The organism is Streptomyces sp. NPDC051987 (assembly GCF_040680735.1).
In the GTDB taxonomy this organism is placed as follows: domain Bacteria; phylum Actinomycetota; class Actinomycetes; order Streptomycetales; family Streptomycetaceae; genus Streptomyces.
On sequence record NZ_JBFAXI010000064.1, the window covers coordinates 27,012 to 43,485 of the forward strand.

The 16,474-nt window shown below is 69.7% G+C and carries 8 protein-coding genes, 1 tRNA gene and 1 pseudogene; 9 read left to right on the top strand and 1 reads right to left on the bottom strand.

Going from position 1 to position 16,474, the window contains the following annotated elements:
- Positions 1-164 precede the first annotated feature (164 nt).
- The 9 genes from dnaA (at position 165) to AB0M11_RS28550 (ending at position 12,997) form a co-directional block, all read left to right on the top strand.
- On the top strand, positions 165-2,078 hold the full coding sequence (dnaA, locus tag AB0M11_RS28510) for a chromosomal replication initiator protein DnaA (protein WP_365710406.1): 1,914 nt from the start codon (positions 165-167) through the stop codon (positions 2,076-2,078).
- A gap of 930 nt (positions 2,079-3,008) precedes the next feature.
- Positions 3,009-4,139 carry a DNA polymerase III subunit beta gene (gene dnaN / locus AB0M11_RS28515; protein WP_181801349.1) on the top strand — a complete coding sequence of 377 codons (1,131 nt, stop codon included), beginning with the start codon at positions 3,009-3,011 and terminating at the stop codon, positions 4,137-4,139.
- A 178-nt stretch (positions 4,140-4,317) separates the two neighbouring features.
- Positions 4,318-5,193 carry a phosphogluconate dehydrogenase (NAD(+)-dependent, decarboxylating) gene (gene gnd / locus AB0M11_RS28520; protein WP_365710408.1) on the top strand — a complete coding sequence of 292 codons (876 nt, stop codon included), beginning with the start codon at positions 4,318-4,320 and terminating at the stop codon, positions 5,191-5,193.
- Positions 5,194-5,242: 49 nt separating this feature from the next.
- Positions 5,243-6,364, top strand: coding sequence for a DNA replication/repair protein RecF (gene recF, locus AB0M11_RS28525; protein WP_365710410.1), 1,122 nt, complete (start codon positions 5,243-5,245; stop codon positions 6,362-6,364).
- The gene (locus tag AB0M11_RS28530) at positions 6,361-6,894 is read left to right on the top strand and encodes a DciA family protein (RefSeq protein WP_365710412.1); all 534 of its coding nucleotides are present in this window, start codon (positions 6,361-6,363) and stop codon (positions 6,892-6,894) included. Before recF ends, AB0M11_RS28530 begins: the two co-directional genes overlap by 4 nt.
- Before the next feature lie 385 nt (positions 6,895-7,279).
- Positions 7,280-9,361 carry a DNA topoisomerase (ATP-hydrolyzing) subunit B gene (gyrB, locus tag AB0M11_RS28535; protein WP_365710414.1) on the top strand — a complete coding sequence of 694 codons (2,082 nt, stop codon included), beginning with the start codon at positions 7,280-7,282 and terminating at the stop codon, positions 9,359-9,361.
- A gap of 42 nt (positions 9,362-9,403) precedes the next feature.
- Positions 9,404-11,998, top strand: coding sequence for a DNA gyrase subunit A (gyrA, locus tag AB0M11_RS28540; RefSeq protein ID WP_365710416.1), 2,595 nt, complete (start codon positions 9,404-9,406; stop codon positions 11,996-11,998).
- 19 nt (positions 11,999-12,017) lie between these two features.
- Positions 12,018-12,809 (top strand): DUF3566 domain-containing protein, encoded by a 792-nt coding sequence (locus AB0M11_RS28545; protein ID WP_365710418.1) that lies wholly within the window; start codon positions 12,018-12,020, stop codon positions 12,807-12,809.
- Positions 12,810-12,920: 111 nt separating this feature from the next.
- Positions 12,921-12,997: transfer RNA gene (locus AB0M11_RS28550), tRNA-Ile, on the top strand.
- 223 nt (positions 12,998-13,220) lie between these two features.
- Here the strand turns inward: AB0M11_RS28550 and AB0M11_RS28555 are convergent.
- Positions 13,221-16,424 (bottom strand): annotated as a pseudogene (locus AB0M11_RS28555) (WD40 repeat domain-containing protein); the annotation flags it as partial.
- Positions 16,425-16,474: the final 50 nt, after the last annotated feature.

Below are 16,474 nucleotides of genomic sequence, written 5' to 3' on the forward strand. Positions count from 1 at the left end.
GAGAGACACTATCCACAGGCTGGGGACAACAACTTGAACCGCAGCCGCCACGCTGACTACCGTGACTGGACTCCGATTCGTTCCTTTATCCCCGCCCGACCTGATTTTCATCCCGACCCGTCCTCGAACCACACGTTCGTGGGACCTGTGAGAGAGCGTGCCCTGTGGCTGACGTACCTGCCGATCTTGCCGCAGTGTGGCCACGAGTACTGGAGCAGCTTCTCGGTGAGGGCCGCGGTCAGGGTGTGGAGGCGAAGGACGAACACTGGATCCGCCGCTGCCAGCCGCTCGCGCTGGTGGCCGACACCGCCCTGCTCGCGGTACCGAACGAATTTGCGAAGAACGTACTGGAGGGCCGTCTCGCACCGATCGTCAGCGAGTCCCTGAGCCGCGAGTGCGGACGGCCCATCCGGATCGCGATCACCGTGGACGAGTCCGCCGGCGAGCCCCCGGCCCCGCCGGCACCGCCCGTGCAGCAGCGGTACGAAGAGCCCGAGCTCCCGTCGTCGCGGTACGACGGGGGATACGGCCGTCACCGCGCCGACCAGCAGCTGCCCGACCCGGGCGGCCGCGACCAGCTCCCCACCGCCCGGCCCGCCTACCCCGCCGAGTACCAGCGCCCCGAACCCGGCGCCTGGCCACGCCCCGGCCAGGACGAGTACAGCTGGCAGCAGCAGCGGCTCGGCTTCCCCGAGCGCGACCCCTACGCCTCGCCCTCCCAGGAGACCTACCGCTCGGACGGTTATGGGGACTCCTACGGCCAGGAGTACCGCCCCCAGCAACCGCTGGACCGGCCGCCGTACGAGCAGCCGCGCCCGGAGTACGAACCGCCGCGCCCCGACTACGACCGGTCGGACTACGACCGCCCCGACTACGACCGGGACACCGGGCGCCGTGAGCTGCCCGAGCCCAACGGCGGTCCGGGCCCGGGGCACCGCGGCGGCCCGGTCCGGCCGGACCTGCCGAACCTCCCGAACGCGCAGGGCGCGGGCGGCGCCGGGCAGCCCGGCGGGAAGTCCGCGCCGGTCGGCGGCCCCGGTGAGCCGACCGCGCGCCTGAACCCGAAGTACCTCTTCGACACGTTCGTCATCGGCGCGTCCAACCGCTTCGCGCACGCGGCCGCGGTCGCCGTCGCCGAAGCACCCGCCAAGGCGTACAACCCGCTCTTCATCTACGGGGAGTCGGGCCTGGGCAAGACGCACCTGCTGCACGCCATCGGGCACTACGCGCGGAGCCTCTACCCGGGCACCCGCGTGCGCTACGTGAGCTCGGAGGAGTTCACCAACGAGTTCATCAACTCCATCCGCGACGGCAAGGGCGACAGCTTCCGCAAGCGCTACCGCGAGATGGACATCCTGCTCGTCGACGACATCCAGTTCCTCGCGGACAAGGAGTCGACGCAGGAGGAGTTCTTCCACACCTTCAACACGCTCCACAACGCCAACAAGCAGATCGTGCTCTCCAGCGACCGGCCGCCCAAGCAGCTGGTGACCCTGGAGGACCGGCTGCGGAACCGTTTCGAGTGGGGCCTGATCACCGACGTGCAGCCGCCGGAACTGGAGACGCGGATCGCGATCCTCCGCAAGAAGGCGGTGCAGGAGCAGTTGAACGCGCCGCCGGAGGTGCTGGAGTTCATCGCCTCCCGCATCTCGCGCAACATCCGGGAGCTGGAGGGCGCGCTGATCCGGGTGACGGCGTTCGCCTCGCTCAACCGGCAGCCGGTCGATCTCGGGCTGACCGAGATCGTGCTGAAGGACCTGATCCCCGGGGGCCAGGACGCCACGCCGGAGATCAGCGCCACGGCGATCATGGCGGCCACCGCGGACTACTTCGGGCTCACGGTCGAGGACCTGTGCGGGAGCTCGCGCGGGCGGCAGCTGGTCACGGCGCGGCAGATCGCGATGTACCTGTGCCGGGAGCTGACGGATCTGTCGCTGCCGAAGATCGGGGCGCAGTTCGGGAACCGGGACCACACGACCGTGATGCACGCCGACCGGAAGATCCGGGCGCTGATGGCGGAGCGGCGGTCGATCTACAACCAGGTGACGGAGCTGACGAACCGCATCAAGAACGGGTAGCTGTAAGGGCCTTCAGGCGCCCTCGGGAGAGATCCCGAGGGCGCCTTTTGGCGTTCTGGGCGGCTCGGGAGGGGGGCGCTGCCGGCCCGGTGGGGGCCGGTCGCGCAGTCCCCGTGCCCCCGAGGGGGCGCTCAAGCAGGGTCCGCTGTTCGATTACCGGCCGGGTTACGGGCGTCCTCCACAGATTTGCCGACTTTCTTGCGTCCACACCCTGGGGACTGTGAAGTTGTCCCGAACGTCGTCCACAGGCAGGCGGGCGAAACTGCATCAGGGCAGCTCAGGTGGCTGTGGAATGGTGGACAACGGATCTCCACAGACTGTGGACGAGCAAAAGATCCACAGGCTGTGCATGAAGTTGTCCACCGGTACCCCACAGGCTTGGGGGTGGTTGTCCCCAGCGATCCCCAGCTTCTCCACACCGCTGTCCACTGTTCGGCAACGCGACGCGCTCGCTCACCGCGTCGAGTGAAAGGCGTCACACGAAGGTGCCGGGTTGGCCTGTGGGAAAGACGGGTAAAGCTGGGGACGGCGCTGGGGAGAACTCCCCTCAGGCTGTGCACGGTGTGTGCAGAACTTTCTGTTCTCCACAGCGACCCCCAGTTGTCCACCGGTTCCGCCCACAGGGGCAGTGGACAAAATCTCGGCCCTGAGCTGGGCAAACGAGGTTATCCACGGTATCCACAGCCCCTACTACTACTGGCAACTAGAGAGAGCTCGGAATCCGTTTCGAAGAGGGCCCTGTGCACAACTCGCTCTCCGGCCTCCGACCGCGCCTCGTCACGACTTGACCCCGAGGGGCACCAGCTGTCAGTGCGGTGCGTCAGACTGGTCCCCGGTGTTCTTCCCCTCCCCGGGGCCGGCGACACCGGGACAGACGACGAAGACGCAGCAGGGCGAGAAGCCCCGGCAACAGCAGGAGGCGGGCTTACGGTGAAGATCCGGGTGGAACGCGACGTACTCGCGGAGGCAGTGGCCTGGGCGGCACGCAGCCTCCCGGCCCGTCCGCCGGCGCCGGTCCTCGCCGGCCTGCTGCTGAAGGCCGAGGACGGCCAGCTGAGCCTGTCCAGCTTCGACTACGAGGTCTCCGCGCGGGTCAGCGTCGAGACCGAGGTCGAGGAGGAGGGCACGGTCCTCGTCTCCGGCCGGCTGCTCGCCGACATCTGCCGGGCACTGCCCAACCGGCCGGTGGAGATTTCCACAGACGGTGTACGGGCCACGGTGGTCTGTGGATCGTCCCGGTTCACGCTGCACACCCTGCCGGTGGAGGAGTACCCGTCGCTGCCGCAGATGCCCAACGCGACGGGCACGGTCCCCGGCGAGGTCTTCGCCTCGGCGGTCTCCCAGGTGGCCATCGCCGCCGGGCGTGACGACACGCTGCCGGTGCTGACCGGCGTGCGGATCGAGATCGAGGGCGACACGGTCACCCTGGCCTCCACCGACCGCTACCGCTTCGCGGTCCGCGAGTTTCTGTGGAAGCCGGAGAACCCGGAGGCCTCCGCGGTCGCCCTGGTGCCCGCCAAGACGCTCCTGGACACCGCCAAGGCCCTCACGAGCGGCGACAGCGTCATCCTCGCCCTGTCCGGCTCCGGTGCCGGTGAAGGGCTCATCGGTTTCGAGGGGGCGGGCCGGCGCACCACCACGCGGCTGCTCGAAGGCGACCTGCCGAAGTACCGCACGCTGTTCCCGACCGAGTTCAACTCCGTCGCGGTGATCGAGACCGCCCCCTTCGTGGAGGCCGTCAAGCGCGTCGCCCTGGTCGCCGAGCGGAACACCCCGGTGCGGCTCAGCTTCGAGCAGGGTGTGCTGATCCTGGAGGCCGGTTCCAGCGACGACGCACAGGCTGTGGAAAGGGTCGACGCACAGCTGGACGGCGACGACATCTCGATCGCCTTCAACCCGACCTTCCTGCTGGACGGCCTCAGCGCCATCGACTCGCCGGTCGCCCAGCTGTCGTTCACGACGTCCACCAAGCCCGCGCTGCTCAGCGGCAAGCCGGCGCTGGACGCCGAGGCGGACGAGGCCTACAAGTACCTGATCATGCCGGTGCGCCTCAGCGGCTGAGTTGTCCACAGCTGTGCATGGTGCCGGGCCGTTCCCTGTGGGTACCCGGCACCGAGGCACGGTGGGTTTCCCCAGGTGAGCGGCTATGCCCACAACTGTGCGCAAAGGGCCGGGATTAGGCTCGGACGCGGGCACGTACGTGCCTGTCCTGCCACACCGCAACCTAAGGAACCAACTGATGGAGCTCGGTCTCGTCGGCCTCGGCAAGATGGGCGGCAACATGCGCGAGCGGATCCGCCGCGCGGGCCACACCGTCGTCGGATACGACCGCAACCCGGACCTCGCCGATGTCCACAGCCTGGAAGAGCTTGTGGGCAAGCTCAGCGGCCCGCGCGTGGTGTGGGTGATGGTCCCGGCCGGGGCGCCGACGCAGTCCACGATCGACGAGCTGGCCGAGCTCCTGGACCCCGGTGACGTGGTCGTGGACGGCGGCAACTCGCGCTGGACGGACGACGAGAAGCACGCCGAGGAGCTGGCCGCCAAGGGCATCGGCTTCGTCGACTGCGGGGTCTCCGGCGGTGTCTGGGGCCTGGAGAACGGCTACGCCCTCATGTACGGCGGCGACGCCGAGCACGTCGAGAAGGTCCGGCCGGTCTTCGACGCGCTCAAGCCCGAGGGCGACTTCGGTTCGGTGCACGCCGGCAAGGTCGGCGCGGGCCACTTCGCGAAGATGGTCCACAACGGCATCGAGTACGCGATGATGCAGGCCTACGCTGAGGGCTGGGAGCTGCTGGAGAAGGTCGACTCCGTCACGGACGTGCGCGAGGTCTTCCGCTCCTGGCAGGAGGGGACGGTCATCCGTTCCTGGCTGCTCGACCTCGCGGTGAACGCCCTCGACGAGGACGAGCACCTGGACCGGCTGAAGGGTTTCGCACAGGACTCCGGTGAGGGCCGGTGGACCGTGGAGGCGGCGATAGACAACGCGGTGCCGCTGCCCGCGATCACCGCCTCGCTGTTCGCGCGGTTCGCCTCCCGGCAGGAGGATTCGCCGCAGATGAAGATGATCGCCGCGCTGCGCAACCAGTTCGGCGGCCACGCCGTAACGGCGAAGTAGCACCAGGCAAGAAGAAACAGCAGGTCACGGGGAGGTCGGCGGAACACCCATGCACGTCACGCATCTGTCGCTGGCCGACTTCCGCTCCTACGTCCGGGTCGAGGTCCCGCTCGACCCGGGCGTCACGGCCTTCGTCGGCCCCAACGGCCAGGGCAAGACCAACCTCGTCGAGGCCGTCGGCTATCTCGCCACCCTCGGCAGCCACCGGGTCGCCTCCGACGCTCCCCTGGTCCGGATGGGCGCCGACCGGGCGGTCATCCGGGCCCAGGTCCGGCAGGTCGACCGGCAGCAGCTGGTCGAGCTGGAGCTCAACCCCGGCAAGTCGAACCGTGCCCGCATCAACAGGTCCTCGCAGGTCAGGCCGCGTGACGTGCTGGGCATCGTACGGACCGTGCTGTTCGCGCCCGAGGACCTCGCGCTGGTGAAGGGCGATCCCGGCGAGCGGCGCCGCTTCCTGGACGAGCTGGTCACCGCGCGGTCGCCGCGGATGGCCGGCGTGCGGTCCGACTACGAGCGGGTGCTCAAGCAGCGGAACACCCTGTTGAAGTCGGCGGCTCTGGCGCGGCGGCACGGCGGCCGCTCCATGGATCTCTCGACGCTGGACGTGTGGGACCAGCATCTCGCCCGCGCGGGGGCCGAGTTGCTCGCCCAGCGGCTCGACCTGGTCGCCGCGATCCAGCCGCTGGCGGACAAGGCGTACGAGCAGCTGGCGCCGGGCGGCGGGCCGGTCGCACTGGAGTACAGGCCGTCGGCGCCCGGTGAGGCGCACACCCGCGAGGATCTGTACCTCCAGCTGACGGCGGCCCTGGCGGACGCCCGCAAGCAGGAGATCGAGCGGGGTGTGACGCTGGTCGGTCCGCACCGCGACGACCTGGTCCTCAAGCTCGGGCAGCTTCCCGCCAAGGGGTACGCCTCGCACGGCGAGTCCTGGTCGTACGCGCTGGCGCTGCGCCTCGCGTCGTACGACCTGCTGCGGGCCGAGGGGAACGAGCCGGTGCTGGTGCTCGACGACGTGTTCGCCGAGCTGGACGCCCGGCGCCGGGAGCGGCTGGCGGAGCTGGTCGCGCCCGGGGAGCAGGTGCTGGTCACCGCCGCCGTGGACGACGACGTCCCGCACATCTTCGTGGGGACGCGGTACGCGGTGGCCGACGGGGCGGTGGAGCGCGCATGAGCACGGACGGATCCGGGCCCGCGCCCGCGGACGAGCCCTCCGGTGTCGACCTCGCGCGCGTGGCGCTCAGGGCGGCCAGGGAGGCGGCACGCGCGCGTGGGGACGCGGCGCAGCAGCGGAAGCAGGCGCGGCGCGGTGGTCTGCGTTCCGGCGCGCGGGCCGACGGGCGCGACCCCATGGCGCTGGGCTCGGCGATCAACCGGCTGATCACCGAGCGCGGCTGGGAGACGCCGGCCGCGGTCGGCGGGGTGATGGGCCGCTGGCCGGAGATCGTCGGTGCGGACCTGGCCAAGCACTGTGTGCCGCAGCGGTACGACGAGGACGAGCGGGTGCTGGTCGTGCAGTGCGACTCCACGGCGTGGGCGACCCAGCTGCGCCACCTCGCGCCCGCGCTGGTCGCGCGTCTGAACGAGGACCTGGGCCACGGCACCGTACGCCTGATCAAGGTGCTCAATCCCGGAGGACCGCCCCGGCGCTACGGTCCGCTGCGCGCCCCGGGGAGCACGGGTCCCGGGGACACCTACGGCTGATTCACGCGTGACTTACGTCACGATCGCAGCCGGGTGCGGTGCCGTTCCACGGCCGGCCCGGCTGGCCGCCGTGCGTCCGCACGCGGATGCGAATCGCGACCTGACGCCCGAGTAGCCAAGGGTTGACAGCTGGAAGCGCTGAGTGCCGCTGTGAGCCTCTTGGAGCCCCCATCCGCATATCGGGAGTCGGCACAGGCCGGTTCAGGGCGGCACATGCGGACTCAGGTACCGGCAAACCCCCATCACTGTCGGCGCTACCGGTAGACTGGGAGACAATCCCGCCCCGAACGTGGGGACCGTCCGGGAAAAGCTGAGCAACGCTGATCAAGGCTTACCAACGCAACATGCCGCAGCCGCTCCGGCAACCCGCCGACGAGCCCGGCTCGTGCTGTGCCAGAAAGGGCGCTTCGTGGCCGATTCCGGCAACCCCAACGAGAACATCCCGTCCACCGACGCCGGCGCGCACGGTGAGGCCGCTGGTTCTGGCGCAGCCTCCGCTTCGTACGACGCCAGTGCCATCACCGTGCTCGAAGGGCTGGACGCGGTCCGTAAGCGACCCGGCATGTACATCGGCTCCACCGGTGAACGTGGCCTGCACCACCTGGTGTACGAGGTTGTGGACAACTCCGTCGACGAGGCCCTTGCGGGCTACGCGGACACCATCGACGTCACGGTCCTGGCCGACGGCGGCGTGCGCGTCGTGGACAACGGCCGTGGCATCCCCGTCGGCATCGTGGCGTCCGAGGGCAAGCCGGCCGTCGAGGTCGTGCTGACCGTGCTGCACGCGGGCGGCAAGTTCGGCGGCGGCGGCTACGCCGTCTCCGGCGGTCTGCACGGTGTGGGCGTGTCCGTCGTGAACGCGCTGTCGAGCAGGGTGTCCGTCGAGATCAAGACCGACGGTCACCGCTGGACGCAGGACTACAAGCTGGGCGTTCCCACGGCTCCGCTGGCCAAGCACGAGGAGACCGGTGAGACCGGCACCTCGGTCACGTTCTGGGCCGACCCGGACATCTTCGAGACCACCGAGTACTCCTTCGAGACGCTGTCGCGGCGCTTCCAGGAGATGGCGTTCCTCAACAAGGGCCTGACGATCCGGCTCACCGACGAGCGCGAGTCGGCGAAGGCCGTCGCCGGTGCGGACGAGGCGGGTGCGGACGAGAAGGCCGAGGTCAAGACCGTCACGTACCACTACGAGGGCGGCATCGTCGACTTCGTGAAGTACCTCAACTCCCGCAAGGGAGACGTGGTGCACCCCACGATCATCGACCTGGAGGCAGAGGACAAGGACAAGAGCCTGTCCCTCGAGGTCGCCATGCAGTGGAACAGCGGCTACAGCGAGGGCGTGTACTCGTTCGCCAACATCATCCACACCCATGAGGGCGGCACCCACGAGGAGGGCTTCCGCGCGGCGCTCACCTCGCTGATCAACAAGTACGCGCGGGACAAGAAGCTGCTGCGTGAGAAGGACGACAACCTCACCGGTGACGACATCCGCGAGGGTCTGACCGCGATCATCTCGGTCAAGCTGAGCGAGCCGCAGTTCGAGGGCCAGACGAAGACCAAGCTGGGCAACACCGAGGCCAAGACCTTCGTGCAGAAGGCGGTCTACGAGCACCTGAACGACTGGCTGGACCGCAACCCGGTCGAGGCGGCGGACATCATCCGCAAGGGCATCCAGGCGGCCACCGCGCGCGTGGCGGCCCGCAAGGCCCGCGACCTCACCCGTCGCAAGGGCCTCCTGGAGAGCGCCTCGCTGCCGGGCAAGCTCTCCGACTGCCAGTCGAACGACCCCACCAAGTGCGAGATCTTCATCGTCGAGGGCGACTCCGCCGGCGGCTCGGCCAAGTCCGGCCGTAACCCGCAGTACCAGGCGATCCTCCCGATCCGCGGCAAGATCCTCAACGTCGAGAAGGCGCGGATCGACAAGATCCTGCAGAACCAGGAGATCCAGGCGCTGATCTCGGCCTTCGGCACGGGTGTGCACGAGGACTTCGACATCGAGAAGCTCCGCTATCACAAGATCATCCTGATGGCGGACGCCGACGTCGACGGCCAGCACATCAACACCCTGCTGCTGACCTTCCTGTTCCGCTTCATGCGGGACCTCGTGGAGCAGGGGCACGTGTACCTGTCCCGTCCGCCGCTCTACAAGATCAAGTGGGGCCGGGACGAGGTCGAGTACGCGTACTCCGACCGCGAGCGCGACGCGCTGCTGGAACTCGGCCGCCAGCGCGGCAAGCGGGTCAAGGAGGACTCGATCCAGCGCTTCAAGGGTCTCGGCGAGATGAACGCCGAGGAGCTGCGCGTGACCACCATGGACGTCGACCACCGGGTCCTCGGCCAGGTCACCCTCGACGACGCCGCCCAGGCCGACGACCTGTTCTCGGTCCTGATGGGCGAGGACGTCGAGGCCCGCCGCCAGTTCATCCAGCGCAACGCCAAGGACGTCCGCTTCCTCGACATCTGAGTCGGTCTCAGCTGACCGCACCAGGAAGGATCTTCACCAGCTATGGCCGACGAGAACACCCCTGTCACCCCTGAAGAGGGCGGCGACGTCGTGATGCGCATCGAGCCCGTCGGGCTCGAGACGGAGATGCAGCGCTCGTACCTGGACTATGCGATGTCCGTCATCGTGTCCCGCGCGCTGCCCGACGTCCGGGACGGCCTCAAGCCCGTCCACCGGCGCGTGCTGTACGCGATGTACGACGGCGGCTACCGCCCCGAGCGCGGCTTCTACAAGTGCGCCCGTGTCGTCGGCGACGTCATGGGCAACTACCACCCGCACGGCGACTCCTCCATCTACGATGCCCTGGTGCGGCTCGCCCAGCCCTGGTCGATGCGGATGCCGCTCGTCGACTCCAACGGCAACTTCGGCTCCCCGGGCAACGACCCGGCGGCCGCCATGCGGTACACCGAGTGCAAGATGGCGCCGCTGTCGATGGAGATGGTCCGCGACATCGACGAGGAGACCGTCGACTTCACGGACAACTACGACGGCCGCTCCCAGGAGCCGACCGTCCTGCCGTCCCGCTTCCCGAACCTGCTGATCAACGGCTCGGCCGGCATCGCGGTCGGCATGGCGACGAACATCCCGCCGCACAACCTGCGCGAGGTCGCGGCCGGCGCCCAGTGGTGCCTGGAGAACCCGGAGGCCTCGCACGAGGAACTTCTGGACGCGCTGATCGAGCGGATCAAGGGCCCGGACTTTCCCACGGGTGCGCTGGTGGTCGGCCGCAAGGGCATTGAGGAGGCCTACCGCACGGGCCGCGGCTCGATCACCATGCGCGCGGTCGTCGAGGTCGAGGAGATCCAGAACCGCCAGTGCCTGGTGGTGACGGAGCTGCCGTACCAGGTGAACCCCGACAACCTCGCGCAGAAGATCGCCGACCTGGTGAAGGACGGCAAGGTCGGCGGCATCGCCGACGTGCGGGACGAGACCTCGTCGCGGACCGGTCAGCGCCTCGTCATCGTGCTGAAGCGGGACGCGGTCGCCAAGGTCGTCCTGAACAACCTGTACAAGCACACCGACCTGCAGACCAACTTCGGCGCCAACATGCTGGCGCTGGTCGACGGCGTGCCGCGCACCCTGTCGCTGGACGCGTTCATCCGGCACTGGGTGACGCACCAGATCGAGGTCATCGTCCGCCGTACCCGTTTCAGGCTGCGCAAGGCCGAGGAGCGGGCGCACATCCTGCGCGGTCTGCTGAAGGCGCTGGACGCGATCGACGAGGTCATCGCGCTGATCCGGGCCAGCGACACGGTCGAGATCGCGCGCACGGGCCTGATGGAGCTCCTGGAGATCGACGAGATCCAGGCCAACGCCATCCTGGAGATGCAGCTGCGGCGCCTGGCCGCCCTGGAGCGCCAGAAGATCATCCAGGAGCACGACGAACTCCAGGCGAAGATCACCGAGTACAACGAGATCCTCGCCTCGCCGGTGCGCCAGCGCGGCATCGTCAGCGAGGAGCTGGCCGCGATCGTCGAGAAGTACGGCGACGACCGCAAGACCATGCTGGTGCCCTACGACGGTGACATGTCCATCGAGGACCTGATCGCCGAGGAGGACATCGTGGTCACCGTCACGCGCGGTGGCTATGTCAAGCGGACCAAGACGGACGACTACCGGGCGCAGAAGCGCGGCGGCAAGGGCGTGCGGGGCGCGAAGCTGAAGGAAGACGACATCGTCGACCACTTCTTCGTCTCCACCACGCACCACTGGCTGTTGTTCTTCACCAACAAGGGCCGGGTGTACCGGGCGAAGGCGTACGAGCTGCCGGACGCCGGCCGGGACGCGCGCGGTCAGCACGTGGCGAACCTGCTGGCCTTCCAGCCGGACGAGGCGATCGCCGAGATCCTCGCGATCCGCGACTACGACGCGGCGCCCTACCTGGTGCTGGCGACCAAGGCCGGTCTGGTCAAGAAGACGCCTCTGAAGGATTACGATTCGCCCCGCTCCGGCGGTGTCATCGCGATCAACCTGCGGGAGCGGGAGGACGGTTCCGATGACGAACTGATCGGTGCCGAGCTGGTGTCGGCGGAGAGTGATCTGCTTCTGATCAGCAAGAAGGCACAGTCGATCAGGTTCACCGCCTCGGACGACACTCTGCGTCCCATGGGCCGGGCCACCTCCGGTGTCAAGGGCATGAGTTTCCGTGCAGGGGATGAACTTCTGTCGATGAATGTTGTTCGACCCGGTACGTTCGTGTTCACTGCCACCGACGGGGGGTACGCGAAGCGGACCCGTGTCGACGAGTACCGCGTCCAGGGCCGCGGCGGCCTGGGAATCAAGGCCGCCAAGATCGTGGAGGACCGCGGCTCGCTCGTCGGCGCGCTGATCGTCGAGGAGAACGACGAGATCCTCGCCATCACCCTGTCCGGCGGTGTGATTCGTACGCGAGTCAGCGAGGTCAGGGAGACGGGCCGTGACACCATGGGCGTCCAACTGATCAACCTGGGCAAGCGCGATGCCGTCGTCGGCATCGCACGTAACGCCGAGGCCGGCAGCGAGGCGGAGGAAGTCGACGGCGAGGACGCCGTGGACGAGACCGCCGAGGGTGTCGCGACCAGCGGCACGGACGAGGGTGAGGCGCCCTCGGCCGAGTAGGCACGAGGAGTGAGTCATCGTGAGCGGAGCCACGGGCGCCGGATCGGCCGGTACCTCGACGGGTACGGATGCGGACGGCGGCGGCCGTGGCTCCGCCGCGTCCGACGGGGGCGGTGCGCCGCAGCCGCAGCAGGCGGACACGCACACGACCCAGCTGAAGGCGATCAAGGCGCCCGCGAAGGGGGCCGCGCCGGACGCCAAGGGAGCGCAGGGGGGATCCGTGACCGACACCCGAGGGCCGGCCGCGCCGGGCGACCGGCCGGCGCCCGCGCAGCAGCAGAGTGCCTCCCCGCTGCCCGGGGAACGCCGTACCGAGCAGCCCGCCGGGCCCTACCATCCGCCGCAGGCCTATCCGGCGGCGCAGGCCGCACAGGCCCCGCAGGCGCCCGCGGCAGGCGTACGGCGCCCCCGCACGGGCGCCGGTACGCGCCCCGCCCCACGCACCCGGAAGGCCCGGCTGCGGGTCGCCAAGGCCGATCCCTGGTCGGTGATGAAGGTCAGCTTCCTGCTCTCCATCGCGCTGGGCATCTGTTCGATCGTGGCGGCTGCGGTGCTGTGGATGGTGCTGGACGCGATGGGCGTTTTCTCGACGGTCGGCGGCACCATCTCGGAGGCCACCGGTTCGAACGAGTCCAACGGCTTCGACCTGCAGGCGTTCCTCTCCCTGCCGCACGTCCTGATGTTCACGGCGATCATCGCGGTCATCGACGTCGTCCTCGCGACGGCGCTGGCGACCCTCGGCGCGTTCATCTACAACCTCTCCGCGGGCTTCGTCGGCGGCATCGAGCTGACCTTGGCCGAGGACGAGTGACCGCGGTTCAAACCTCTCCTGATGATCCCCCGACAACCGATTTTGGGACTGCCCCGGTCGTGCGCTAATCTTCAGGAGTCAGCGCGCGGGACACACACCGCAGAGCGCGGCGGGGCTATAGCTCAGTTGGTTAGAGCGCATCCCTGATAAGGATGAGGCCACAGGTTCAAATCCTGTTAGCCCCACCAGCACGAAGGCCCCCGGTCCGGATGGATCGGGGGCCTTCTGCGTGTGGTGTGCGGTGGGGGTGGGGCGGGCATGAAAAGGCCCGGTCGCTGGCGACGGGGGATGCACCAGCGACCGGGTTGTGGTCAGCCTAACAAGGTGGCCTGTGCGGCGGGAGTCAACTTCTCAGCCGTCTTGTGCAGTTGTGATCGGGATCACTCAAAGGCGGTCGTAGGTGGGGGTCGATCAGTCGTCGCAGGGCGGGTCGTAGGCGAGGCGGGGGAGGTACTCGCGCCACTTGGCGGGCGTCAGGACGTTACGGGTGACCGAGCAGATGCGGTCGACCGCCTGGTCGGCGTCCAGGCTCCACAGCCGGACCGTGTCGGCGCCGCTGGAGACCCCCAGCATGTTGCTGCGCGGGCTGAAGGAGAGGAAGTTGCCCGTCTTGGCGTTGGGGCTCATGGACTGCCCGATGGGGTGCGCCGAGGAGGGGGACGACACGTTCCACAGGCGGACCGTGTTGTCGTTGCCTCCGCTGGCCAGGGTCCGGTCGTCCCGGCTGAAGGTCAGGGAGACGACCGCCTCGGTGTGGCCGGTGAGGACCGCGCCCAGCCGGGTCGCGTGCGCCGGGTCGGAGACGTTCCAGAGGCGGACCGTGTCATCGTCGCTGCCGCTGGCCAGGGTGTGCCCGTCGCGGCTGTAGGCCAGGGTGTTGACGGGGCCCAGATGGCCCTTGAGGGGGGCACCCAGGGGCCGGGCACGAGTCCGGTCGGAGACGTCCCAGAGGCGGACCGTACCGTCCGCGCTGCCGCTGGCCAGGGTGTGGCCGTCCGGGCTGAAGACGAGCGCGTTGACGTAGCCGGTGTGGCCTTTGAGGAGGTCGCCGACGCGTCGGGGACGGGCCGGGTCGCCGATGTCGAGGAGCTGGACCGTGCGGTCGTCGTAGTCGGCGGCCACGGTGCGCCCGTCGGGGCTCAGCGCCAGCGCTTCGGCGCCCGCGTACCGGGTGTTCAGCCGGACCGGGGCACCGTACTGGGCGGGGTGTGCGGGGTCGGAGACGTTCCACAGCTGTACCCAGTTGACGTTGTTCTCGCCGGTGAGGATGACGAGGGTGCGGTCGTCCCGGGTGAACACCATCGAGCGCAGGTCTCGCCACCCGGTGCGGAACGGTGTGCCGAGCTCGGTGGGCCGCGCCGGATCCGTGATGTCCCACAGCCGCATCCGGCTGTCGCCACCGCCGGTGGCCAGGACGCGGCCGTCCGGGCTGAACGCCCCCGCCGCACCGATCATGTCCGCACCCGGCACCGACCACAGCCGCACCTTGCCGTCACCGCTGCCGGTGGCCAGGGTGTGCCCGTCGGGGCTCCAGCCGACGGCGTACATCTCGCCGCTGCTGCCCGCGAGCGGCTCGCCCACCTGGGAGGGGAAGGCCGGGTTGCCGACGTTCCACAGGCTGGCCGTGGAGTCCGCGCTGCCCGCGGCGAGCATGGATCCGTCGGGGCTGAAGGCCACCGACCAGACGGGCCCGGTGTGGCCCGTGAGCGGTCCGCCCAGCGCCTTGGCGTGCGACGGGTCCGCGACGTCCCACAGTCGTACGGTGTCGTCCTTGCTGCCGCTGGCGAGGGTGCGGCCGTCCGGGCTGAAGGCCACCGAGTGCACGGTCGCGCCGTGCCCGGTCAGCGGTGCGCCCACGCGCTCGGGGTGCCGGGGGTCGGAGACGTCGTACAGGAGGATCGAGTTGTCGTCGCTGCCGGCCGCGAGGGTGCGGCCGTCGGGGCTGAAGGCGAGGGAGCGCACCGCCTCGGTGTGGCCGGTGAGAGTGCCCAGCGAAGCGGGGTGGCGCGGATCGCGGACGTCCCAGAGGCGGACGGTGTGGTCCTCGTCGGCGGCGGCCAGGGTGCGGCCGTCGGGGCTGAACGCGACCAGGTAGATGGTGCCGTCGTGGCCGGCCAGCGGGGAGCCCAGCGAGAGGGGGTGCCGCGGGTCGGAGACGTCCCAGAGGCGGACGGTGCCGTCGTCGCCGGCGCTGGCCAGGGTCCTGCCGTCGGGGCTGAAGACCGCGCTGGAGACCCAGCTGGTGTGACCGGTGAGGGGCTTGCCCAAGGGCTTCGGCCGGGTCGGGTCGGTCACGTCCCACAGCCGGACCGTGCGGTCGTAGGCGGCGGTCGCCAGGACCTTGCCGTCGGGGCTGAAGGTGGTCAGGTAGACGGCGCCGGTGTGGCCGAGCAGGGGGGTGGCCAGCGGGGCGTTGACGATGGAGATCAGGCGGTTGTTGGCGCCCTCGTCGTCCGGGCGCAGGCGGTGGGCCACCAGGTCGAGCTGGGCGGAGAGCGAGGGGTCCGAGTACTGGAACCGGTCGGCCTCGGCGACCACCCGCTCGAACACCGCGTCGTCCCGCTGCTGCCGGGCGATCACGGCGGCACCCGCCGCCACCACCGCGAGCACGACCAGCGCCGACACGGCGGCCCGGCTGATCCACACCGTACGTCGACGCAGCCGCACGGAAGCCGCCAGGAACTCCACCGCACTGCGGGTCAGGAAGGTGTCACCGGCGGATTTGGCCCAGGCATGGGCCTGTTCCAGCCGTGACCCCCGGTAGAGCAGCGCGGAGTCCTTGGCGGACTCCTCCCAGGCTCTGCCGTCCTCCTCCAGGCGCTGGCGCAGCAGATTGCCCTTGCGGTCCTCGTCGAGCCACTCGCGCAGTCGGGGCCAGGCGTGCAGCAGCGCCTCGTGGGTGATCTCCACGGTGTCCGCGTCCAGCGTCACCAGCCGGGCCCGGACGAGCGTTTCGAGCGACTCTTCCGTCTTGTTGGGGTCGGTGGACTCGGCGGCCAGCTGGCGCCGGGTGCCTCGCCTGCGGGTCGCCTGGGTGTCCTCGCCGAGTCGCACCAGGCGGAGCAGGAGCAGCCGGGCAGCGGTGCGGGCGGCCGGGTCCAGGCTGGACCAGGCGCGCTCGGCGGTCGCTGCCACCGCACCCTGGATACCACCGGCGGCCCGGTAGCCGGCCAGCGTCAACCGACCCGCCTTGCGGCGCTGCCAGGTGGCGAGCAGGGCATGGGACAGGAGCGGCAGGACACCGGCGTCATGGGCACCGCGCGGGCCGTCCGCGCTCACCTCACGGACGATCAGTTCGGCGAGGCCGGGCTCCAGCTCCAGGCCCACCGCCTTGGCCGGGCCGGTCACCGCCTCGCGTAGTTCGGCGGTGGACAGCGGACCGAGCACCATGTGCCGGTGCTGGAGCGCGTCGGCCAGCTCCGGGTAGCCGAGGCACTGCTCGTAGAAGTCGGCGCGGATGCCCAGGACGACCAGAGCGGGGGCCCGTTCGCCAGGGGCGGCAGGGGTGCTGGCCGAGTGCAGGAGCTGGACGAAGGTACGCCGGTCCGCCTCGTCGGTGTCGAGAGTGAAGGTCTCCTCGAACTGGTCGACTATCACGACCGGCGGGGCGGGGGCGGTGCCCGAGGTGGGGCGTGGTGTTAGTGTTGAAAAAACTCACCCACACC

Bases quoted from the DNA above. Each gene is read 5' to 3' on its own strand.
- recF (WP_365710410.1), top strand. From the start codon at position 5,243: ATGCACGTCACGCATCTGTCGCTGGCCGACTTCCGCTCCTACGTCCGG.
- AB0M11_RS28530 (WP_365710412.1), top strand. From the start codon at position 6,361: ATGAGCACGGACGGATCCGGGCCCGCGCCCGCGGACGAGCCCTCCGGT.
- gnd (WP_365710408.1), top strand. From the start codon at position 4,318: ATGGAGCTCGGTCTCGTCGGCCTCGGCAAGATGGGCGGCAACATGCGC.
- gyrA (WP_365710416.1), top strand. From the start codon at position 9,404: ATGGCCGACGAGAACACCCCTGTCACCCCTGAAGAGGGCGGCGACGTC.